Source organism: Planctomycetia bacterium (genome assembly GCA_034440135.1).
Taxonomy (GTDB): domain Bacteria; phylum Planctomycetota; class Planctomycetia; order Pirellulales; family JALHLM01; genus JALHLM01.
The window spans coordinates 20,369-41,398 of sequence record JAWXBP010000339.1 but is presented as its reverse complement, the minus strand read 5'-3'; the positions used below and the strand labels follow the sequence as shown (position 1 = coordinate 41,398).

The window sequence follows — 21,030 nt, the reverse complement described above, 5'->3', positions numbered from 1 at the left end:
ACGCACTCTTCAAGAAATGGGCGCGAATCATGGCTGGGACAACTTCGGGCAATGCGCAATCTCCTGCAGAACCCGACGCGCCGTCGTCCGCGCGAGCCCTCACATCGACCGACGCTGGCGCGCCGCGTTGGCGCAAGCGCACCGCCTGGATCGTACTCGGATTGCTGCTCGCCTACTTGGCGATCGCTTATCTGATCCTCCCCTTCATGTGGGATCGATACGCCACGCGCCATCCGCAACTGGACGACATGCCGGACATCACCGAAACCGGCGACAAGATTCCCGGCGATCCGTTGAACCTTGCGCTGATCGGTTCCGAGCGCGACCTTAAACGCGCGATGGTCGCCGCGAAATGGTATCCGGCTGATCCGCTCACACTGAAGAGTTGCCTGGAAATCGCCGAAGCCACGGTGCTCAAGCGTCCGTACGACGCAGCGCCGGTAAGCAGTCTGTATCTCTTCGGGCGCAAGGAAGACCTGGCGTTCGAGCAGCCGGTCGGCGATGATCCGCGCCAACGGCATCACGTGCGTTACTGGCGGTCCCCTAAGTCCGATGCCGACGGCCGCCCGATCTGGCTGGGCTCCGCGACCTACGATCGACGTGTGGGTTTCAGCGATACCACGGGCCAGATCACGCACCATATCGCGGCCGATGTCGACACCGAACGAAATCATGTCATGCAGTGTCTGGAACGAGCGAAGTCCTTGTCGGAACGCTATGCCGTCCCCAACTTTCACGAGGAACGCTCGGGCCGTAACGGCGGCGGCGACCCTTGGAAGACTGACGGCCAACTGGACGTCGGCATCTTGAAAGCAACGGATTGAGCGGAATTCGGCAACCGTGTCGACGCCACGGATGCGGCCTCGTAGGCCATCGTTTCTACTTTTCCGGGTCGCTGCCATAGGTTCTGCCGAGCACCTTGACGATCTCGCGCCGCAGCTCCAGCGGCTTGATCTCCTCGCTCTGACGGTAGATCACCTTGCCGCCCGGCGCGATCAGAACCGTGTGGGGCAACGGGCCTTTCCATTCCTTGTCTAACAAATCTGCCAGGCGATCCCGGTCCGTGAACGCCGGGAAATAGTTGGTACAGGAGACGTGAGTCTTGCGCAGGAAGGCGAGCGCGTCCTCGCGTTGCTCTGGTTCGTCAAGACAGATCGTCACCAGTCGAAAGCGGCGCTGGCGATACATGCGGTTGATCGTGACAAACTCCGGCAACTCCTTCACGCACGGACCGCACCAGGTCGCCCAGACGTTCACGACGAGCAGTTGATCGGTATCGTTGGCAGCAAGTTTTTCGAGCGCCACCTCGTCCAACGATTCCAGTTCCACCGGCTCCTCGTTCCACTTCTCAAGCGACTCTGCCGCGTCCTGGCGCTTCTCGGACCATTTCGTCGAGCAGCCAAACGTGCGCGTTTGCTCCACCGGCACGGGCTTGCCGGCGAGCAGCGCTTCGATCGCGTTGCGCGCATCGTGGCTCTTAACGGTTTTCACTTCGGAATCGTCAATCCGACCCACGTATCGCAGCATGCGATCGGCGTCGAAGAGAAACGCCTGGGGCGTGGCGACGACGCCATAGGCGAGCGACACTTTCTGCGTGTCACCGTCATAGAGATACGGAAACTTGTAGCCGTGTTCTTCGGCCCGTAGCTTCATGTTCTCGAACGAGTCGCCGAGATCCGTATAACCCAGCTCGTCGAGCCGCAAAGCCTGATCGTCATTGGGCGAAATCGCCACCAGCGCGACGCCGCGATCTTGGTAGTCCTCGTGGAGTTGCATGATGCGGGATTCATACGCCTGCGCCGTGGGGCAATGATTGCAGGTGAAAATGACCAACAATAACTTGGCGTCCGCGAAATCGGCGAGCTGATGGTTCTTTCCGTCAACGCCTGGCAAATTAAACTCCGGCGCGGCGTCGCCGATCTTGAGCTCTTTGAATCCTTCCGGCGCGGCGGACGCAGGAAATGTCCCGAGCACGAACGCCAGCACGGCGCATGTCAGCAATCCCAATCGTGCGCGCATCATACTTGCTCCTGAATCGAGGAAGAGCATTTTCAGCGGCGTGGGTTTCCGCTTCGCTAGAGTGTGAAGCCTCGCCCGACGCGCGTCAATCCGCCGCACATTTTCATCAATTGGAAGGGAGCCGCTTTCACTCAAACGCTGATAGACTTTCATTCATTCAAGGCTTGCAGGGATTCCGAGTCACAAACGCGAACGCAATACGACATGGCAAGCGATACTTTGGATTGCGGCCCTGCCGCTGTCCGCCCGTGGTTGGCGCGGTTGCCTATCTATTATGGCTGGGTCAATCTCCTGGTCGCCGCGGCGGCAATGACTGCGACGCTGCCGGGACGAACCCATGGATTGGGGATGATTGCGAAACCAATCACCGAAGACGGGCGACTGGCGATTAACGAGCAGTCGTTCAGCCTCCTGAATTTCTGGGCGATCCTGCTCGGTTCGCTGATGTGCCTGCCCGTAGGACGGGCCATTGACCGCCTGGGCGTGCGCGGCGTCTTGGTGGCCGTGGTGGCGGCGCTGGGTTGTTCCGTATTGTTCATGAGCCGGGTGGATCAATGGTGGTGGTTCTTCCTGTCGCTGGTGCTTGTCCGAGGTCTGGGTCAGGGCGCCCTTTCGGTTTGCAGTATGGCGGTGGTCGGAAAATGGTTTAGCCGTCGACTCGGCCCGGCCATGGGCGTGTACGCTGTACTACTGACGATCGGCTTCATGGTCAGCACTGTCGCCCTCGGCGCGGGGGTCGCCGCCGAGGGCTGGCGCTCCGCTTGGAGCACGCTCGGCCTTGCGCTGCTGGCGTTTGCGCCGATTTGCTGGCTGTTGGTCCGCAGCGGTCCGGAATCAATCGGTGATCTGGGAGATGTCCACTATGCGCCGCTCGATTTGCCATTGGCGAGCGTGCTGCGCGTGCCGGCCTTCTGGTCGATCACGCTGGCGACGTCGCTGTTCAATCTCGTCTGGTCGGCGATCACGCTGTTCAACGAATCGATTCTCGCGGAGCAAGGTCTCGATCACGACGCGTTCATCATGGTGATGGCGGTCTTGGCATTCAGCGGATTGCCGACGAACATCATGGCCGGATACCTAGCCAAGAAATGGCCGATGGAACGCATCCTGGCGATTGGCATGGCGGTCCTTGCGCTGACGCTGGCGATGTTTCCGTTCGTGACTTCGACCACGACCGCCATCGTCTATGCCGCGGGCTTGGGCGTCTCAGGCGGCATTGTCACCGTAGTTTTCTTCGCGGCCTATGGACATGCCTTTGGCCGCCAGCACCTCGGCGCAATCCAAGCGGTCGTGCAAACCATCACCGTGTTTGCCTCCGCCCTGGGACCGGTGATCCTGGCGAACCTTCGCGACCAGTTTGACTCTTATGCGCCGTTGTTCCTGACCGCCGCCGGCAGTGCCCTGGTAGCCGCCATAGCTTGCTGGACTACGCGTCTCGACAGGCGCATTCCATCAAGTAATGCAGATTCTTCTGACTGACCTGTGCCAATGCGATCGCGATCTCTCGCCTGCCAGAGTACCACGCTGGGCGCCGCCAACATGGTCCTGTCTCACGGCTTCGGCGATCTGCGATCGTCAACAGTCGTCTTCGCTCGCACGTCGTTGCCGTCCAGAGTCACTTCGCCGGCGTCTTCCTCGATCCGGATGCCGACTGCTTGGGTCTGTTCATTCATCGGCCGCGTGTCGCGGATGATGTTGTTGCGAAACACCAGCCCGTCCGTGGAACCGCGCACGCGAATCCCCGCGGCAGGCTCCGTGGCGCCATTGTCCTCAATGCGATTGTTCTCCAACCGATTGCGGTGCGCCGCCATACCGACCGTCTCATTCCGGAACATCACGCCATCCTCGCCATTGAGCCGGACGAGGTTGTCGCGCAGCAGATTGTCGCTGTCCTTATGTCCGATCGAGATGCCGAACCGCCCGTTGTTCTCCAACACGTTCTTTTCGAACAGCCCGTGCCGCACCCGCCAGCAAAGAAACAAGCCATCCTCTCGATTGCCGCGCGCGACACATTCGCGGACGACCGCCCGCTGCGAGCCGCTCCCCGGGTGCAAGCCCAACCCCGCGTTATCCGCCGAAACACAGCGCTCGACCCGTACGTCGTTCGACTGTTGAAAGCTGATGCCATCGCCGTGGTAATTGCGAACCAGGCAGTCCTCGATGACCGCGCCGTGGCACCGATACAAAAATACGCCGCCGCCCCGGCAGCCGTTCAGCGCGACGTTCTCAGCCTGATTTCCTTCCACCGTCACGTGTTCGACGCGCGCCCCTTCGGCGCCGTAGCCGCTGATGACGGCAAACACCGTGGCCGCTTGCGCGTGGCTGGCCGCCAGGCAGTCGGCGTTTAGCGGCTTATCAATCGAAAAAGTGTTACCGCTGCGCCCCGTGATCCGCGCCACGGTCGTATGAAACCCGCCCGCGTTGTCGTCCCAGATCGCCACACCGGCGCCGACGCCGAACCCTTCGGGACTTACAAGCGTGATTTGCTCCTCGCCGTAATCGCCGTCGAGCGCGAGGGCAGACACGTCCGCCTTCGTTTTGCGCAGAATCGTCTCGCCGGGCGTGCCCCGCACCGTCACGAACGGACGCAAATGCAGCGAGTCTGACATCGCGAACTCGCCCGGGCCGATCTCTACGATGCCGCCGCCGAGCGCCGCAACGTAATCCACGGCGGCCTGCAAGGCGCGACCATCGACGCCCACGATATCGGCGTCGCGGGTTCCGACGGTGACGCGCGGCAGCTCGCTCATTTCCGCGCGCATGGAGCGAGGCAGTTGCCGCTCCTCAGTCCGTGGCGAGAAATCGGCTTCATCGTCGGCACGAGCCGGCGCGCGAAGCGCCATCAAGGCAATTGCTAGCATCATCGCCCAGCGACGATGTGCGTTGAGTCGTTGCTGGGATCGTGACATAAAGCCCTCGCGGTGACGTCTCGACAAGTACCGTTCACTTCATCGGTTGCGCAGTGTACCGCGTGGAGCGGCCCACGGCACAACCCCAGGTGTCCATTCTGCCGATAACTTCGCAGCCGATCCAGTCGGGCCGCGGAAGTAGTGCCCCCAAGTGGACCTCGGGCGGCCCAATGGCTAAACTGTGGGTGCCGTTCCGCGGGGGAGTTGTCAGTTTTTCAGGAAGGGTCCTCCCATGTCGCATCGCGTGCTGTCCGGTCTGCTGTTTGCTTCCATCGTGCTGGCCGCCGCGAATTCGGTGACCCACGCCGCGAAACTTGAAGGCGCGTACCTCGAAAGCCGCACGTGCCAGGTCTACACGGGGCCTTGCTTCGCGAATTCCGAATCCGGCCTGGCCGGCAAGTGCGCAATCCTCGCCTGGAACGTATCTCAAGGAGACCATGCGGGCGTCGATCTCGCCGGCCTCAGCGTCGTGGTCGTCGTCCACTCCTCCGACACGCTGGCCTTCGAGGGCATCGACAACGGTCGCGAACTTAAGTCAATGATCCTGGTGGACGAACGCGCCACTTCGGAACAACGCGACGCCCTCGTCGACTTTGCTCGTCAGCAGGTCGGCCGCGCCGGCGAGCACGTCGTCAAGGTTGAGTCTCAACCGATCAGCATGTCGCTGGATGTTCTCGACCTGCGCGGAAAGCTCGAAGTCGGCAAAGTGGTCAAGCTCTCGACCCGCGCCGCGCGCGTGGGCGACTGCATCTGCGGCAATGAGGCCGCCTACTATCCGCCGCTCGCTCGGCTGGAAAACTTCGCCGCCGGCGTCTGCATCGAAAACGAATTCCGCGGTCGCGGCCTGGGCCAACGCTGGTCGGCGCCCGACAGCCGCAGCGCCTACATGGGCACGTTCGTTTACTAGGCAACGCGGTTCGCTAGTCATCCGTACCGAAACTTCCATCATGTAGTTACACCAAGGCGCCGCCATGTTGTCGCTGGTCCGCGTTTTCCTTCTGACATTGATCGGCGTGCTGACGTGTTGCCCGCTGCCTGCCTGGTGCCAGGAATACACCGTTGAATCGATCGAGACTCGCGCTCCCGCCGAGGAAGTGGCTGCCGCCGTCGCGGATCAACTCGGCGGCAGCGGCGTTAAGGTCGTGCGCGACGGCACTCGCGTTGTTTGCGAGATCTGGCTCCTCAAATCGTGGGAACTCAAGTCGTTCACGCCCGAGGGAGACGTCTTGTACCCGTTTACGCCCGGTCAGTTGATCGGCGTGTTGCGGCTGCCGCGCAAGACCGGCGATTTTCGCGATCAAGGCGTCGCGAAGGGCGTGTATACGCTCCGCTACGCGCAGCAACCGGTCGACGGCGCGCACGTGGGCACTTCGCCCACGCGTGATTTCCTGTTGTTGAACAAAGCCGCCGCCGATCCGTCGCCTGAAGCGCGCGATTTGGAATCCTTGATGAAAGACGCCGCCGAGGCGGCCGGCACCGCGCACCCCGCGATGCTGGCCTTGAAGGCCGCATCGACAGATGGTGAAAAACTACGGCACGACGAAGCGAACGACTGGCGGTTGCTTCGCTTGAACGGCAAGGGACGCGTCGGCGCGGAAGAAAAAGACCTGCCGCTCGATGTTGTCGTGATCGGCCACGCGAACGAGTAGTCGGAGTTCTCCATGGCCACGTTGCGATCGCGCCGTGAACTGCTCACCTTGTCGCTCGGCGCTGGGCTGGCATTGCCGTTTGGCTCTGCCAACGCCGATGATTCGGCCAAAGCCGACTTCGAAGTAGTCCGTGTCACAGGTCGCGTCGGCTGGCTGGGGGACGCGCTACGTGAACGTTTCGGCCTGGAGTTGTCCCCCGAAGCGAGCGAACGAACCTTGGCCATCACGACCGCAGAAGCCGAGGTCGTGCCGTTGCTCGAAGATTCGCGCGGCCGCGCGTTTCGTCTTGATGAACGGCTGCGAACGATGGAGCTGGAGTTGGTCGTGCGACGCTATCAAAAGACTCCGCTACTGCAAGTCTTGCAGATTCTGGAAGTCACGTCCGACGGCAGCCGCGCGGAGCTCGACTATTGGTGCGACGTCTGCGCGATCGCGATGTTTGAACTCAAATTGTGCGAATGCTGCCAGGGCCCCATCGAGCTGCGCCGCCGGCCGATTGCCCCCTGACGCGGCCATGCTTCTACCTTGGACCGTCGCGCAAATCGTGTCTGATGGGACCTCGCCAACAATTCTCGCAAAAGTGTTGCTTCTCCTTTGACAGGCCGTATAATCACGTCCCGCTAGTCCAGCTTTCCGCCAGCGAACGCTTGTCAACGATCCTGACTCGCGCGTCGCTCCTTCTGCATAAGGCGACTACGAATGACGGGGAAAGACCCAGGGTCCAACGCGCGGTCGGGCGTCAATCGCCGCGCATTTCTGAAAGGCTCCGGCGCGGTCGCCGCGGCCACCGCACTTCACCAGGCGGAACTCGCCAAGGCCCAAGACGAAGCGGCCGTCGTCGTGCGTGAATCGACGACGATCAAGCTGGACGTCAACGGCGCCGAACACACGGTGAAAGTCGAGCCTCGCGACACGCTGCTCGAAACGTTGCGCTATCAACTGGATCTGACCGGCGCGAAGCCCGTCAGCCTCGATGGCAGTAGCGGCGCGTGTACCGTACTGGTCGACGGCAAGCCGATGATGGCCTCGCTGCTCCTGGCAGTCGCCTGCCAAGGGAAGCGAATTGAAACCGTGGAAAGCCTGGGCGGCGACAAGGTCGATCCCGTAGTCCGCGCGTTTGTCACGCACGATGCGGAGCAGTGCGGCTTCTGCACGCCTGGCTTCGTCGTGGCGGTGCGGGCGTTTCTCAACAAAAATCCGAAAGCGACGATTGACGAGATCCGCGCCGGGCTCAACGGGAATATTTGCCGCTGCGGCACGTACGCGAATGTCATTCAAGCCGCCGTGGCCGTCGTCAAGGGAGATGTCAATGGCTGAAGTGCAATACACCTGGCCCGCGTCCGACCAGGCGCGGTTGATCGGCAAACGGCATCAACGCCTCGACGGACTCGTGAAGGCCACCGGTGCGGCGAAATACACCTACGACATCAATCTGCCCAAGCAACTGATTGTACTGGCCTTGGGCTGTCCGCACGCCCATTGCCGGATCACGGGCCTCGACACGAGCGCCGCGCTGAAAGTAGCTGGCGTCGTCCACGTACATGTTTTCCCGCACGCGGAAGTCGGTAAGGAAATCAATTGGGAAGGCGAGTTGCTGGTCGCCGTCGCCGCCGAGACCGAAGGCGCGGCGATGGAAGGCGTCGACAAACTTCGCCTGGCTTATGAAGTCCTGCCGGCGTTCTTGGACGACGAGAATCTCCAGGCCGCCACGGATGCCAAGCTCACCAGCCCCGGCGGCGGTCGCGCGGAAACTGAGAACGAACCTGGCGACGATGACGACGAAGATGAATTCATCGAAAAAGAAATCGAACGGCTGCTGAAAGAAAGCGCCTACGTCGTCGAAGGCTACTACGGCGCCGACGTGATCACGCACTGCTGCCTGGAACCGCACGGCGTCACCGTCGCCTGGGAAGGCGCGAAGCTCAAGGCGTACCTGTCCACGCAGAACGTCTCCGGCACCGACGAGGGCTTTGCCGCGGCGTTACAGATCGGTCCCGAAGATGTCGAAGTGATCTGTCAGTACATCGGCGGCGGCTTCGGCAGTAAGTTCGCGGCCGACTATTGGAGCATCGCGGCCGCTCAGATCTCCAAGGCGACCGGACGTCCGGTGAAATTCATGCTCTCGCGGGAGCAGGAACTCAAGCTCGGCGGTCATCGCCCCTCGGGGTATTTGAAAGTCCGCCTGGGGGCTGACAAGGACGGCGTGGTGCAAGTCTGGGATTCGACGCACTGGGGAAGCGGCGGATTTAGCGGCGGCGCCGTCAGCCAGACCATCATTCCATACGTCTTCCGGCCGAAGAACCTGCGCGTCAATTCGACGAACATCCGCACGAACGTCCCGCAGGCCCGCGCCTGGCGCGCCCCAGGTCATCCGCAGGCCTGCGCCATGTCGCAGACCGCCTATGACGATCTGGCGGCCAAGATGGGCGCCGATAGTTTGGAAGTGTTTCGCAAGAACATCCCGAATATCGCTTCGCAGCAAACGCCGGAGGTGTACCTCGCGGAACTCGAGATCGCGGCGAAACTGATGGACTGGAAGGCCAAGTGGCATCCGCACGGCAAGGGACCGGTCAACGGTTCCGTCGTGGAAGGCCTGGGCGTATCGCTCCACACGTGGGGCGGCGCGGGGCACGCGTCAAACTGCACGCTGAAGATCTTTCCGACCGGTGGCGTCGAAACCTTCTGCGGCACCCAAGACCTGGGAACCGGCACGCGCACGGTGTGCGCGGTGATTGTCGCCGAAACGCTCGGACTCAACGTCGCCGACGTGCAGGTCAACATCGGCACGTCGAAGCTGCCGGTCAGCGGACCCTCGGGCGGCAGTACAACCGTGGGCGGCGTTTCCGAATCGCACCGTCGGGCGGCGCTGAACGCGTTGGCGCAGTTGTTCGAAACAGTCGCGCCCAAGCTCAATACCACGGCAGATCAACTGGAAGTCGTCGTCGGCCGTATTCAGGTTCGTGGCAAGCCGGACCAAGGGCTCGCCTGGAAGGAAGCCTGCGCCACGCTCGGCATGAGACCGCTGGAAGCGACCGGCGTCTATCAGCCAAGCGGCAATAGTCCGCTCTCAGGTTCCGGCGTGGGCGGCGTGCAAATGGCCCATGTCGCGGTCGATGCCGAAACCGGTATCGTCCGCATGAAGAAATTCGTCGCGGTCCAGGACATGGGCCTGATCATCAATCGCACTGGCGCCGAGAGCCAGATCAACGGCGCGGTGATCATGGGCATCGCGTACGCCCTGTTTGAGCAACGCATCATGGATCAGGCGACCGGCGCGTTTGTGAACAGCTCGATGGAGACGTACAAACTTCCGCGCCTCGGCGATATCGGCGAGATCGTGGTCGAACTGTACGAGCCGGAAGACCAGCGCAAACGTGGCGTGATCGGCCTGGGCGAACCGCCTGTCATCGGACCCGGCGCCGCCATCTCCAATGCCGTTTGCAACGCCCTCGGCGTGCGCGTGCCGGTCATTCCCATGACGCCCGCTCGGGTGCTCGAAGCAATTCAAAAATCGGCGAAGAGGACCTAAACGATGAAAGCATTCGAGTATGCGGCGCCTCGCAGCGAGGCGGAGGCCTTGGACTTACTCCATGCCGTGCCAGGGCGCAGCGAAATCCTGGCCGGCGGCACCGACCTCGTCGCCCTGATGAAATCCATGGTGCTGCGGCCGGAGCGCGTCGTCAACATCATGGAGATCCCTTCGCTCAAGGGAATCGAAGAGCGAGCCGACGGAAGCGTGGTGATCGGCGCTTCCGAGACCTTGGATGAAGTGCTCGCGAGTCATTACCTGACCGACTATCGCGCCGTCACCGACGCGATCCTCGGAATCAACAGCATGCAGTTGCAGTGTCAGGGCACCATTGGCGGCGAGCTCTGCCAAAGGGCGCGGTGCTGGTTCTTTCGCAACGGGCACGGCTTGCTCGCCGGCAGCGAGTTAGCCGAGTTTGGCGACAACCGCGACCACGCGATTCTCGGCAACCTGGGGCCAGCCAAGTTCGTTTGCGGTTCGCGGATCGCACCGGCGTTGATCGCGCTGGGCGCCAAATTGAGAATCGTCGGACCGCGCGAACAAGACGAACAACTTGTGGCCGCGGAGGAGTTTTTCCAGGTTCCTCAAAACGACCAAGACCGCGAAACCGTCCTTCAGCCGAAGCAACTCCTCACGCAAATCATCTTGCCGCCAGCCACGGCCACGAGCGCCACGTACGAAGTGCGGCCATCGGTCGGACCGGACTATCCGCTGGCCGCGGCTGCTGCAGCGCTGACGATGCGCAATGGAGTCGTCGTCTCCGCGCGTATCGTCTTGGGGCAAGTCGCGCCGATCCCCTGGCTGTCTCCAGAGGCCGCGGGCGCGCTCCTCGGCGGGACCGTCAACGAATCGCGCGCTGCAGCCGCGGGAGTCGCTGCGGTGACTGGCGCCATGCCGATGTCAGGCAACGCCCACAAGATTCAACTGACCCAAGTGGCTGTCAAACGCGCCGTGATGTTGGCCGCGGGACTAAATCCAGGAGGACTGTAGCGATGGCGTTTCAAAAGGTCTACGATCCCCTCCCCACCATCACCGAGCCTCCCTGCGCGTATCTCCGTTCCAAGATCATGCAAATCGCCGGATCGCGGCACGAACATGATCTCGGCGAAGAAACCGGCAGCCGCTATTGCTGGTGCAACCAGACGCAACGCACCCTCGGCCCGGATGACCAGATCGTGGGCCGCCGTGTTTGCCTGCCTGAACGCGAGTGCTATCGGGACAGCGGGTAATCGGAATCTCAACCAGCGCCGCGTTCGCGGCGCGTGATGCAATGCGTTAGGGACGTATGTCACGCGACGAACTCTCCGAGATGATCGGTCTCGCTGAACGGCTCCTGGCCGCTGGCGAGCCAGCGGTTCTCGCCACGCTGTTCTCGGCGGACGGGTCCACCTATCGCACGCTCGGATCGATGATGGTCAGCGGTCCCGGCTCAGGCTTCATCGCCGGCGGCGTCAGCGGCGGTTGCCTGGAAGAATACATCGCCCGGCGCGGCCGCGAACTGATCGAACGTTATGACGCCACGATGCTGAGCTTCGATACGGACCCCGATAGCAATGACGACGGCGTCCCTTCGCTCGGCTGCGGGGGCTCGATTGAAGTTCTCGTCGAACGCTGCACGCCGGAACACCTGACTTTTCTACGCCGCTTGAGCGCGGCCCAATCGGCCGACGTCTGTTCCGCCGTCGCGTGCGTGATCGATCCGGCGGAATTGCCCGCTCTCACCGTGCGTCGGAGTTGGTTCGACCAAGACGACGGCATCGCGGATCAACCCTTGGAAGCGCTGCGCCGTCGCGCGATTACTGAACGACGAAGCCGGCACGGCGAGGTCGGTGGCTCATGTAGCGCACTCGTGCATTATGTTCGCCCCCTGACGCGCCTGGTGTTGCTCGGCGCGGGCAACGACGCTCGTCCGCTGTGCAAGCTAGCGAGGTCCCTCGGTTGGCATGTGACCGTTGCCGATCGCCGCGCTCGCCTGGCAACCCAAACCAGGTTTCCCGATGCAGACCAGGTCATTGCCGCCGATTGGTGGAACGCCTTGAAGGAGATTGTCTTCACGCCGCAGACCGCGGTGGTTGTGATGACGCACAGCGTTAACGACGACGTCGAAATCCTGCCGCTCTTGTCGGAACAACCGGCGGTCTACGTCGGCGTACTCGGACCGGAACATCGCCTCGGCTGGGTGCTGCGGGACGCTCAGGAAACGTCCATGCTCAGCGACGCGTTTATTTCCCGCTTGCGAGGTCCAATCGGCCTCGATCTCGGCGAACGGACGCCAGAAGGCATCGCCATTTCGATCGCCTCAGAGATCATGGCGGAATTGCATGGTCGCACGGCGATTCCATTGTCCCAGTTTTCGCCGCGAGCATGCACCGCGGCAAGCGACGTCGTCGACAATGTCTGACGAGCTACTCGTCGCCATCCTGGCCGCCGGAGCCTCGCGCCGCTTGGGACAACCGAAGCAACTCGTGCAAGTCGGCGACGAACCGCTACTTTCGCGCCAGTGCCGAGTCGCGATCGAAGCGGAAGTCGGTCTCGTTACAACCATTCTTGGCTGTCATGCCGACGCTTGCTTCGCAGCTCTGAGCGGCTTGAACGTAACGGTTCGCCGCAACGAACAGTGGGAGGAAGGCCTCGCCTCATCGATCCGCGAAGCAGCGAGCGCTGCAATTGACCAGAATGCCGCCGGACTCTTGATCCTGCATTGCGATCAATACCGCATCCGCGCCGGAGATTTGCAAGCACTTCACCTAGCATGGACGAAGTCAGGTCGGTCGACGGTCTGCCGCGCGCGACACGACGAGTACGTGGGTCCCCCAGTCATTTTTCCAGCGAGTTGCTTTGCGGCGTTGCTGTTGCTCCCAGGGGACGAAGGCGCTCGCCGCGTCATCTCGGCACTCGACTCGAGCTTGCTCATCGACGTGCCAATGCCCAACGCCGTTTACGACCTCGACCTCCCGGAACAACTCGCGGACGTGATAACGCGCTAGCGGGATTTCAAAGGCCCTGTCGTTGCGCAAATTCGATTGCCACGCATTGTGACCAGCCACGAATTCCTGTACCACCCGTTATGAAGACTATGGTGGCGTTGTAACATCCAGCGGGAACCCACGCTTAACAATCAAAGTGGGCGCTCTCGATCCCATCCGGCAACCGCAATTCCGATCTACTGGAGAACCATCCGTCATGGGCAAAATCTGGGTATATATCGCGCCGGTGGTCGTGCCGGACGGGGCGGGGGCGACTGGGTTGATGTCGGACACGTTGACGGCGGCGCTTTCGACGATGGTAGTGAATCGGATCGCGGGCGCCTTGCCGGCCGACAAGTACACCACTGCGGCGACCGACAAGCCAATCAAGATCACCAGCGGCTATAACGCGATCAAGATCGCCGCCGAATTGACGCTCAAGGTGGAAACGCAGGGTTCCAAGATGACTGTCGGCTGCACGTTGAAGACCGTCTGGGAGGCGATTCGCGCGCCTTCCACGGCGGCGGGGAACCTGCTCGGATCCGCCGCCAAAGGCGCCGCGGCGGAAAACCGCGGCACCGGCGAAGCCGGCGTCATCAAGATCGCCCCTGATGCGCTCGACCCCGTAGTCGCCCCGCTGGTGACGCTGATGCTGAACAACCCGAACTACACGAGTTACGGCAAAAAGCTGGGTCTGCCTTTATAGCCGCGCCCGTCGCGCGTAAGCGCCGCACGCCGCCCAGACGATGGTGAGCAACCAAGTGGATGGCTCCGGCACGGCATGGGCATTGGAATCGAGGCCAGTGCCGAACTGGTTGCGAATCAAGTTTAGGTCGTCGATGTTGATCAATCCGTCGCGGGTTACGTCTCCCTCGCCGAAACCGGCGAAGTTGTTCCGTACGGCGTTCAGGTCGTCGATGCCCACTTGGCCGTCGCCAAGGGCATCGCCGTGGCGAAGCGCCGACCCAGCGTGATCTGCGAGGCGGTGTCGAAGTGCAGCCCATCCCCGGAGGTGAGATCGTCCGTTTCGACGAGATACGCGGCGATGCCCGTCTGATCGACCGCTGCCTGCGCGCCACGGACAGTTTCGCGATAGGCAAAATTGGCCCCGCGAATCTGTCCGAAAATAAACGGCGCGTCCGGAGCTTGCAGGTCCAGACGGACCTGTTCGATGAAGTTCAGCAAATTCGCCTCGTACAGCGGGGCCATCGCCGCGCGGCGAGCGTCTTCTTCGCCATGCATCCAGACGACGCCGGCGACCTGGACCTCGTAGCCGGCGCCAGTCCAATATTGCCGCGCGGTTGCGACGCGCGTCATCAGTGTCGAGTACATATTATCTCCCAGCGAGGGGCTCCAATCCTCTGCCAAACTGGTTGAGCCCACGGCGTGCTTGACGATGGCGATCATTCCAGGAATCGCCGCGGACATCGTCCGGCCGAACTCGATTTCTGGCCCGAAGTCATCGTCGGTCGCCCGCAGGTTGCCGAATCCAGCCCCCGCGGTGTGATACAGCACGTCGGCCTGCGGCATGATCGCTTCGGCGGGCAATTCGTCGACGCGCCCCCAGCCGGACATGTTGGACTGTCCGGCGAGAACGTACAGGTTCAGAGGCGCCGCCGACGCGCCAGAAGTCATGAACAACAGGCAAATCCAGGAGCGAAACCGTCCTCCGCGACGGAAACCGAGCTCACTTGGTCCGACCAGCGCGCAGCGCGAAACGTGATCCAGCATGACGTGGAATGCTCCTCGCGGAAAATCCTGCACAGGCCGTTTGAAGCGACGACGGCGTCACCGGCCTGCTCCCCTACTTAACTAAGCGATATTCGCAGCGTAATTGAGCGCGCTGAATTGCGTAAAATCTGCGGCCCGAACATTCCGCAGCATCCGCATATCCGCTTTCAGGTTCGCGGCCTAAAATAGTTGGCATGTGCGGCATCGCCGGGGCAGCTTGGGTTCGGGCGGATCGCGCCGTCTCCGCGGAGACCGTGCGGCGGATGACCGATGCGCTCACGCACCGCGGGCCGGACGACCAGGGGCAGTATTTCGCCCACGTCGAAACGCCCCCTTATCCCGGCAGCGTGGTCGGGTGCGCCTTGGGACACCGTCGGTTGTCAATCATCGACGTGGCGGGTGGACAGCAGCCGCTCTCGAACGAAGACGGCTCGATCTGGGTGACGTTCAACGGGGAGATCTACAACTTCCCGACGTTGCGTCGGCGCTTGCAAGGCGGCGGCCACACGCTACGCACCAACAGCGACACCGAAGTGCTGGTGCATCTGTATGAGGACGAAGGGGTCGATTTCCTCCAGCATCTGAACGGCATGTTCGCCATTGCCCTCTGGGACGGCCGGAACCGGCAACTGGTTCTGGCGCGCGATCGGTTGGGCAAAAAGCCGCTGGTCTATCGACACGATGCGGGCCGACTGTTGTTTGGCAGCGAGTTGAAGGCCATTCTGTCCGTGCCGGACGTGCCGCGCGAAATTGATCCCGGCGCGATCGACGCGTATCTCACGTACCAATACGTCCCGCACCCGCAGACGATTTTTCGGGGTATTCACAAGCTCTCGCCCGGGCACTATGCCGTGTATCGGGACGGGGAGCTGCAAGTCGCCCCGTATTGGCAGCCCGACTTTCGCGTCGAGTGCGAGCGACCCTACGCGGAATACGCAACCGAGGTGCGCGACCTGTTGACGTCCGCGGTGGAAGTCCGGCTGCAAAGCGAAGTGCCGCTCGGCGCGTTTCTTTCAGGCGGCGTCGATTCGTCGATCGTCGTCGCGTTGATGCAGCAACTTGTGAAGGAGCCGGTACGCACGTTTTCGATCGGCTTCAAAGAACCGGAGTACGATGAAACCAGTTATGCCCGCGAGGTGGCGCGGCATCTCGGCACGCGGCACGAGGAATTCCGAGTCACGCCGAACGCGATCGACATCTTGCCCAAGCTGATCTGGCATTTCGATGAGCCGTTCGCGGATTCGTCGGCGATCCCCACTTGGTACGTTTCGCAGCTCACACGCCAACATGTCACCGTGGCGCTGACCGGCGATGGCGGCGATGAATTGTTCGCCGGATATCCACGCTATCGCGCCGCGGATCTGGCGGCAAAGTTTGACCAACTGCCGGAACCACTTCGGGCCTTCGTCGGCGCACAGTTCTGGCAGCGGTTACCAGGGAGCGTAAGGCAAAAATCTCCGTTGCGACGCTTCAAACGCCTGGTCGGCGCATTGAGCCAAGAGCCGGTCGAGCGGTTTCTTGATTGGAGCTGCATCTTCAATTTCGTCCGGCGAGCGGAGTTGTACGACGAAGGGTTTCTCGCGGCGCTGCCGGCGGTCGACCCGGCGCAGTTCCTGCGAACCGGCGTGGCGCGCTCGGCGGGGCGCGATCCCATCACGGCCTTCAGCCTGGCTGACCTGACGACCTATCTGCCGTGCGACTTGATGACCAAGGTGGACATCGCCTCGATGGCGCACAGCCTGGAGTGCCGGCAGCCGTTCCTCGACTATCGATTGGTTGAATTGGCGGCCGCCATGCCGGTGCGCTACAAGTATCGTCGCGGGCGCGGGAAGCGCATCCTGCTCGAGGTCTTCGGCGGGCTACTGCCGAAGAGCGTGGGACGCCGCGCGAAGATGGGCTTCGGCGTGCCGCTCGATCATTGGTTTCGCAACGAATTGCGCGAGTATGTCCGTGACGTGCTGCTCGATAGCCGGACGACCGAACGAGGCTATTTTCGCACCGACGTGGTACAACAACTGATTGACGACCACCAGGCAGGCCGTTTCGATCATGCCTACCGATTGTGGGCGCTGTTGGTGCTGGAACTCTGGCACCGGGAATGGATCGACACGGCCGCGGGAAGGTAGGAATTCGCGCGAACGTTCGCGGCGGCAACCGAGTCCAGGCGTAGTCGGGAAACTTCAGGTCCATGTAGTACGGTGTATACGATGGCTTGGCTCTGGGGAATCTTGTTGGGCCTCGTCGCGGGATTCGTCGCGGCCGCGGTCATCGCGGCCATCTCTCGGCGTGATACGGAGAAAACCCATGCGATCTACTACTTACTCCAGCGTCATTTTCAACCAACTCCGGTCGGCGAACTGCGCGTCGCCACACGTCAGTTTCCCATGCGGATGCGCGCCGACGTGCAACGCGGGTTTGACGCGATGTTCGGCGGCGAGTTGACGGTCGCCCGGCTCATGGGAGTGAAATACGAACATGAGTATTTCCAGGGAATCGAACTGGCGCACCTACTGACCGGCACGCAGGTCGCGACACAAGTGCCAGTGCAATATGAGGAAGTCAACATCGGCGAGGCGGCGCCGGTCCGCGTGCAAGATAGTAGCCTGTGGCTGGTTCACGGCAAGCAGCGCCCCGGGGCGATTCTGCTTTCGCGTGTGCGCAGTATGCACGGCCCAGGCACCGTGCGCGTTGACGTCGCGGCGCCCAACGACGGCCCCGGCGGCGAACTGATCCAAGCGGTTTATGCGCGGATCGAGGAATTAGTGCGGTTGGCGCCCTCGTATCGCGGCAAGATTCTCTCGCTGGAGGCCTCGGACGAGTATTCCGGCGAAGGCACTGGGCTGAAAGTGCATACGCTCGCGCCCGTGGCACGCGAGGAAGTCATCCTGCCGGACGAAACTCTGGCGCTGCTGGATCGCAACGTCATCAACTTCGTCGGCCGGCGGGCGCGCTTAAGCGAGCTTGGGCAATCGAAAAAGAAGGGGCTGTTGTTGTTTGGCCCGCCGGGGGTCGGGAAGACGCATACGATCCGCTATTTGTCGACGTCGATGCCAGGCCAAACGACGTTGCTGATGACCGGCGAACAAGTGGGAATGCTGGCGGAGTATATGTCGCTCGCGCGGCTGTTGCAGCCCAGCATCGTGGTGATTGAAGACGTCGACCTGATCGCCCGCTCCCGCGAACAACACGACGGCCCTTGCACCGAAGTGATGCTCAATAAGTTGCTGAACGAGATGGACGGGCTCAAGGACGACGCGGAGATTTTGTTCATTCTCACGACGAACCGCCCGCAGGATTTGGAGGAAGCGCTCGCGGCGCGGCCGGGGCGGATCGACCAGGCGATCGAATTTGCTTGCCCCGATGAAGAGGGTCGCCGCAAACTTGCGCAACTCTACGGACGGCGCGTCAAACTTCCCGTCGACGTCGAGGAACTGCTGGTCGCCCAATCCGAGGGCGGAAGCGGCGCATTTATCAAGGAACTGATCCGGCGCTCTGTACAGTTCCAAATGGAACGCGCCGACGACGGCGTGATCGCCACGGAAGACGTGCAAGCCGCCCTCGACGAACTCCTCCGCCGCGGCGGAGAAGTCAACGCCCGTTCCCTCGGCGCCCCGCTCGGGTTACGCGGCCGCTTGGGCTTTTGAAGCACTTCTCCGTCTGTAGCCGAGGTCTGTGACCTCGGCCGCGCCGTCGGCAAGCGCACTATCAGCGTATGCTACGCATTCACAAATGCGTAGTTGGCGCAGATCAGGCAGCCTCATGGTAGCGCGGCGCCAACTTCGCGAGATCACAGACCTCGGCTACCGACGGAGGGAGCGGCTAGTAATTCAATTCCACGCCGCTGTAAAAGCTGATGCCGGGCTGGAACACGGAGATGCCGCTGGGGGAGCGGAAGTCGAGGTGTTCGCGGTATTGCTTGTCGGCGAGGTTCTCGACGCCGGCCAAAAGTAGCAGTTGATCCGTCGCGCGCCAGCGGCCGCGGAGATCGTATGTTGTGAAGCCCGCGGTCGGCGATTCCAGCAGACTGGTCGCCACGCGATTTTGCGCCGCCACGACGCGAGCCTGGAACTCCAACTCCCAGCGCGGTTGGTCGGACGCTTGATGGAATCGCAGCCCCAGGCGGCTTTCCAGCGGCACGATGCTCGGCAACGGTTCCTCGTCGCTGCCAGCGACGCCGCTGAAGGCGCCGCGTTCGAGTCCGTAAACGCGTTCGCTGGACTGGCCGGAGGATGCTTCACGCGTGGCGAAATCGCCGTTACGGGTGTGATCGCGCCCTTCCACATAAGACAGCGTCGCGAAGGGAGTCCATCGCGACGTCCAGTCGTATTCCATGAACAGTTCCGCGCCCGTCAACGTGGCCAGATCCGTGTTGACGTATTTCAAACTAACTTGCTCCACCTGGCCCTGGGGTGGGCCGCGGAAGACGCCCATGTTCTCAAAGGTGATGTAATCATGAATCCAGGCGTGGAAGCCATTCGCGCCGGCGCGGAAGCGATCATATTCGCATTGCAGGGCGAGATCGATCTACCATAAGCGTTGATTGTCGAGCCGGGGATCGCCGGTAACCGTGTTCTGGCCGTTCTGTAGCACGAAGAGAAACGTTTGCGCGGCGTACATTTCGGTCATGGTCGGAGCTTGTTCCGCATGGCCGCCGGCGATCGTCGCCGTCCAATGCGGATCGATTTCATACGCGCCGCTCAAGTATGCCGCCCAGAGGCCGTACTCCTGATCGAAGTCATCGGTGCCTAGGATTTCCGCCAGTGACGATTGCGGTTGCGCCAGTCCCAGGGCTTGCAGATTGGCCACGTCTTCCAGCATCTTCGGGGCAACGTAGTCGGCCCGCGCTCCTGCAGTGACGGTCCAGCGCTCGGTGAGAGGTGTTTGAGCCTCCGCAAACAGTCCGGGATTTGGCGACTCCGACTTGGGAATCGGCGAATTGGCGTTCTCGAAGATCGTGAGGCCGATCCGCCCGGTGGAAAGTTCGTTGAGCTCTTGCCGGAGGTAGCGGAGATCCGTGCCCGCGGTGAGCGTACCGGTCTCATCGTCGCCCCAGGTGGATGCGAATCGATATCCCGTGGACGTGGAATCAACGTCGGTGAAAGCTGTTAAATTGAAAAAGTTGAACAGCGGAAACTGGCGGCGCTTCCCGGTGCGCTGGGCATTGCCGTTGAAGTGGGTGCGGTTGTACCAGAACTCGGCGTCGAAGCGATCGAAGGCGGCCTGATCTTCGATCGTGTAATCGACGTCGACGGCGTCGGTCACCAGATAGTTGAGATCGAACGCATAACCGGGGAACTCCACGTCCGTCTGATCGAGCCGCAAGTAGCTGACGTTGACGTGCTGATCTTCCGTGAGATCGAGTCCGTAGGCCAGTTCCAAGTCGCGTGATTTGTAGCTGCTTGGAATGTCGGTTCCGTTGCCGCTTTCGTAGTCGTTGCCGGTGCGGTGGCCGTAGCCGACGCGGTATCCTTGTCGTTCATTGCCGCCGGTGAGTACCTGGCGGCCGTAGAACTGTTCGCCATTGGTTTGATAGTCGGCGCTGGTCATCCCTTCGATCATGTCGCCGTCAGCGTAACGCGGTGCGGCGAGCAGTTGCACGTCGATGAAGTTGAAGCCTGGTCCATAGCGCGCGCTGTACGGCCCGCGAATCGTCGTGATCGTGTCGATGGCGCGCGCATCGATTTTGCTCAACATCGTGTCGAGATCTTCACGCGCGGGCACCCAGTAAGAGCCGGACGCCGCCAACTGGCCGATGCGGCTGCCGCGAATGCGCGGGTCGTTGACGATTGGCGTTCTGCGCTGCACGCCTACGCCTACCGCAGCTGGCGATTTCAGCAGCATGCTGCCGCCGTCCGTCGGAATCCGCGGGCGTGCCAAACGTCCGTAGACGACCGACGTGGCGGGGGAGAATCGCCGGGGTGCGCCGGGGCGTCCCAGGAAACTAGTGGCCAACCCTGATTCCGCGATCAGGCTCGCGGCGGCGGCCGGAAGTGCAACATCGGGGGAAAACTCCGTCGCCGGCGTCAGCGCCGGCTGCGGCTGAAAGCTCACGGGGCGGACGTATTGCCCGTCCGGGGAAAGGTAGGGATCGTCGCTGACGATGGCGTCGGGGCCGTCGGAGGCCGACGCGTCCGGCACTACCGACCAAGGTTCGTCCATTTCTTCCGCAGCACTCGTCCACGCGGCCACGCCCAAAGTCAGGCAACAAACTAGTGCCGCCCAAGGAT

The 21,030-nt window shown here is 62.1% G+C and carries 20 protein-coding genes; 14 read left to right on the top strand and 6 right to left on the bottom strand.

Going from position 1 to position 21,030, the window contains the following annotated elements; all coding sequences use genetic code 11:
• The first annotated feature begins 29 nt into the window (after positions 1-29).
• A complete protein-coding gene (locus SGJ19_20545; protein MDZ4782643.1) occupies positions 30-824 on the top strand; it encodes an LssY C-terminal domain-containing protein in 795 nt (264 codons plus the stop codon).
• A gap of 55 nt (positions 825-879) precedes the next feature.
• Here SGJ19_20545 and SGJ19_20540 read toward each other — a convergent pair whose 3' ends face one another.
• The gene (locus SGJ19_20540; protein MDZ4782642.1) at positions 880-2,019 is read right to left on the bottom strand and encodes a redoxin domain-containing protein; all 1,140 of its coding nucleotides are present in this window, start codon (positions 2,017-2,019) and stop codon (positions 880-882) included.
• Positions 2,020-2,223: 204 nt separating this feature from the next.
• Between SGJ19_20540 and SGJ19_20535 the strand changes: the two genes are divergently transcribed.
• A complete protein-coding gene (locus SGJ19_20535) occupies positions 2,224-3,498 on the top strand; it encodes an MFS transporter (GenBank protein MDZ4782641.1) in 1,275 nt (424 codons plus the stop codon).
• A 71-nt stretch (positions 3,499-3,569) separates the two neighbouring features.
• Here SGJ19_20535 and SGJ19_20530 read toward each other — a convergent pair whose 3' ends face one another.
• Positions 3,570-4,928 carry a right-handed parallel beta-helix repeat-containing protein gene (locus SGJ19_20530; protein ID MDZ4782640.1) on the bottom strand — a complete coding sequence of 453 codons (1,359 nt, stop codon included), beginning with the start codon at positions 4,926-4,928 and terminating at the stop codon, positions 3,570-3,572.
• 232 nt (positions 4,929-5,160) lie between these two features.
• Here SGJ19_20530 and SGJ19_20525 point away from each other — a divergent pair, with 232 nt between their 5' ends.
• From SGJ19_20525 to SGJ19_20480, 10 genes are all read left to right on the top strand, one after another.
• Entirely contained in the window at positions 5,161-5,835 is a 675-nt protein-coding gene (locus SGJ19_20525; GenBank protein MDZ4782639.1) for a DUF1326 domain-containing protein, read from the top strand.
• A gap of 64 nt (positions 5,836-5,899) precedes the next feature.
• A complete protein-coding gene (locus SGJ19_20520) occupies positions 5,900-6,577 on the top strand; it encodes a hypothetical protein (GenBank protein MDZ4782638.1) in 678 nt (225 codons plus the stop codon).
• Positions 6,578-6,589: 12 nt separating this feature from the next.
• Positions 6,590-7,084, top strand: coding sequence for a hypothetical protein (locus tag SGJ19_20515; GenBank protein ID MDZ4782637.1), 495 nt, complete (start codon positions 6,590-6,592; stop codon positions 7,082-7,084).
• Positions 7,085-7,276: 192 nt separating this feature from the next.
• Positions 7,277-7,894 (top strand): (2Fe-2S)-binding protein, encoded by a 618-nt coding sequence (locus tag SGJ19_20510; GenBank protein MDZ4782636.1) that lies wholly within the window; start codon positions 7,277-7,279, stop codon positions 7,892-7,894.
• Positions 7,887-10,106, top strand: a complete 2,220-nt coding sequence (locus SGJ19_20505) for a xanthine dehydrogenase family protein molybdopterin-binding subunit (GenBank protein MDZ4782635.1) — start codon at positions 7,887-7,889, stop codon at positions 10,104-10,106. Before SGJ19_20510 ends, SGJ19_20505 begins: the two co-directional genes overlap by 8 nt.
• A 3-nt stretch (positions 10,107-10,109) precedes the next feature.
• Positions 10,110-11,096 carry an FAD binding domain-containing protein gene (locus SGJ19_20500; GenBank protein MDZ4782634.1) on the top strand — a complete coding sequence of 329 codons (987 nt, stop codon included), beginning with the start codon at positions 10,110-10,112 and terminating at the stop codon, positions 11,094-11,096.
• 2 nt (positions 11,097-11,098) lie between these two features.
• Positions 11,099-11,335 (top strand): hypothetical protein, encoded by a 237-nt coding sequence (locus SGJ19_20495; GenBank protein ID MDZ4782633.1) that lies wholly within the window; start codon positions 11,099-11,101, stop codon positions 11,333-11,335.
• Between the two features lie 56 nt (positions 11,336-11,391).
• On the top strand, positions 11,392-12,507 hold the full coding sequence (locus SGJ19_20490) for an XdhC family protein (GenBank protein MDZ4782632.1): 1,116 nt from the start codon (positions 11,392-11,394) through the stop codon (positions 12,505-12,507).
• The gene (locus SGJ19_20485) at positions 12,500-13,093 is read left to right on the top strand and encodes a nucleotidyltransferase family protein (protein ID MDZ4782631.1); all 594 of its coding nucleotides are present in this window, start codon (positions 12,500-12,502) and stop codon (positions 13,091-13,093) included. The genes SGJ19_20490 and SGJ19_20485 overlap by 8 nt, the downstream gene beginning before the upstream one ends.
• A 196-nt stretch (positions 13,094-13,289) precedes the next feature.
• Entirely contained in the window at positions 13,290-13,778 is a 489-nt protein-coding gene (locus tag SGJ19_20480) for a hypothetical protein (protein ID MDZ4782630.1), read from the top strand.
• On the opposite strand, the gene SGJ19_20475 is transcribed toward SGJ19_20480, so the two are convergent.
• Both SGJ19_20475 and SGJ19_20470 read right to left on the bottom strand, forming a co-directional pair.
• Complete coding sequence (locus SGJ19_20475) at positions 13,773-13,997, bottom strand: hypothetical protein (GenBank protein ID MDZ4782629.1); 225 nt, start codon at positions 13,995-13,997, stop codon at positions 13,773-13,775. The two genes, SGJ19_20480 and SGJ19_20475, sit on opposite strands and share 6 nt — an antisense overlap.
• A complete protein-coding gene (locus SGJ19_20470; GenBank protein ID MDZ4782628.1) occupies positions 13,979-14,803 on the bottom strand; it encodes a sialate O-acetylesterase in 825 nt (274 codons plus the stop codon). Before SGJ19_20470 ends, SGJ19_20475 begins: the two co-directional genes overlap by 19 nt.
• A 194-nt stretch (positions 14,804-14,997) precedes the next feature.
• Between SGJ19_20470 and asnB the strand changes: the two genes are divergently transcribed.
• Both asnB and SGJ19_20460 read left to right on the top strand, forming a co-directional pair.
• The gene (gene asnB / locus SGJ19_20465; protein MDZ4782627.1) at positions 14,998-16,929 is read left to right on the top strand and encodes an asparagine synthase (glutamine-hydrolyzing); all 1,932 of its coding nucleotides are present in this window, start codon (positions 14,998-15,000) and stop codon (positions 16,927-16,929) included.
• Positions 16,930-17,010: 81 nt separating this feature from the next.
• On the top strand, positions 17,011-18,447 hold the full coding sequence (locus SGJ19_20460; GenBank protein ID MDZ4782626.1) for an ATP-binding protein: 1,437 nt from the start codon (positions 17,011-17,013) through the stop codon (positions 18,445-18,447).
• A gap of 175 nt (positions 18,448-18,622) precedes the next feature.
• On the opposite strand, the gene SGJ19_20455 is transcribed toward SGJ19_20460, so the two are convergent.
• Positions 18,623-19,315 carry a TonB-dependent receptor gene (locus SGJ19_20455; GenBank protein MDZ4782625.1) on the bottom strand — a complete coding sequence of 231 codons (693 nt, stop codon included), beginning with the start codon at positions 19,313-19,315 and terminating at the stop codon, positions 18,623-18,625.
• A 12-nt stretch (positions 19,316-19,327) separates the two neighbouring features.
• The gene (locus tag SGJ19_20450) at positions 19,328-20,962 is read right to left on the bottom strand and encodes a hypothetical protein (protein ID MDZ4782624.1); all 1,635 of its coding nucleotides are present in this window, start codon (positions 20,960-20,962) and stop codon (positions 19,328-19,330) included.
• Between the last annotated feature and the right edge of the window lie 68 nt (positions 20,963-21,030).

Bases quoted from the DNA above. Each gene is read 5' to 3' on its own strand.
- SGJ19_20545 (MDZ4782643.1), top strand. From the start codon at position 30: ATGGCTGGGACAACTTCGGGCAATGCGCAATCTCCTGCAGAACCCGAC.
- SGJ19_20540 (MDZ4782642.1), bottom strand. From the start codon at position 2,019: ATGCGCGCACGATTGGGATTGCTGACATGCGCCGTGCTGGCGTTCGTG.
- SGJ19_20535 (MDZ4782641.1), top strand. From the start codon at position 2,224: ATGGCAAGCGATACTTTGGATTGCGGCCCTGCCGCTGTCCGCCCGTGG.
- SGJ19_20530 (MDZ4782640.1), bottom strand. From the start codon at position 4,928: ATGTCACGATCCCAGCAACGACTCAACGCACATCGTCGCTGGGCGATG.
- SGJ19_20525 (MDZ4782639.1), top strand. From the start codon at position 5,161: ATGTCGCATCGCGTGCTGTCCGGTCTGCTGTTTGCTTCCATCGTGCTG.
- SGJ19_20520 (MDZ4782638.1), top strand. From the start codon at position 5,900: ATGTTGTCGCTGGTCCGCGTTTTCCTTCTGACATTGATCGGCGTGCTG.
- SGJ19_20515 (MDZ4782637.1), top strand. From the start codon at position 6,590: ATGGCCACGTTGCGATCGCGCCGTGAACTGCTCACCTTGTCGCTCGGC.
- SGJ19_20510 (MDZ4782636.1), top strand. From the start codon at position 7,277: ATGACGGGGAAAGACCCAGGGTCCAACGCGCGGTCGGGCGTCAATCGC.
- SGJ19_20505 (MDZ4782635.1), top strand. From the start codon at position 7,887: ATGGCTGAAGTGCAATACACCTGGCCCGCGTCCGACCAGGCGCGGTTG.
- SGJ19_20500 (MDZ4782634.1), top strand. From the start codon at position 10,110: ATGAAAGCATTCGAGTATGCGGCGCCTCGCAGCGAGGCGGAGGCCTTG.
- SGJ19_20495 (MDZ4782633.1), top strand. From the start codon at position 11,099: ATGGCGTTTCAAAAGGTCTACGATCCCCTCCCCACCATCACCGAGCCT.
- SGJ19_20490 (MDZ4782632.1), top strand. From the start codon at position 11,392: ATGTCACGCGACGAACTCTCCGAGATGATCGGTCTCGCTGAACGGCTC.
- SGJ19_20485 (MDZ4782631.1), top strand. From the start codon at position 12,500: ATGTCTGACGAGCTACTCGTCGCCATCCTGGCCGCCGGAGCCTCGCGC.
- SGJ19_20480 (MDZ4782630.1), top strand. From the start codon at position 13,290: ATGGGCAAAATCTGGGTATATATCGCGCCGGTGGTCGTGCCGGACGGG.
- SGJ19_20470 (MDZ4782628.1), bottom strand. From the start codon at position 14,803: ATGCTGGATCACGTTTCGCGCTGCGCGCTGGTCGGACCAAGTGAGCTC.
- asnB (MDZ4782627.1), top strand. From the start codon at position 14,998: ATGTGCGGCATCGCCGGGGCAGCTTGGGTTCGGGCGGATCGCGCCGTC.
- SGJ19_20460 (MDZ4782626.1), top strand. From the start codon at position 17,011: ATGGCTTGGCTCTGGGGAATCTTGTTGGGCCTCGTCGCGGGATTCGTC.
- SGJ19_20450 (MDZ4782624.1), bottom strand. From the start codon at position 20,962: ATGGACGAACCTTGGTCGGTAGTGCCGGACGCGTCGGCCTCCGACGGC.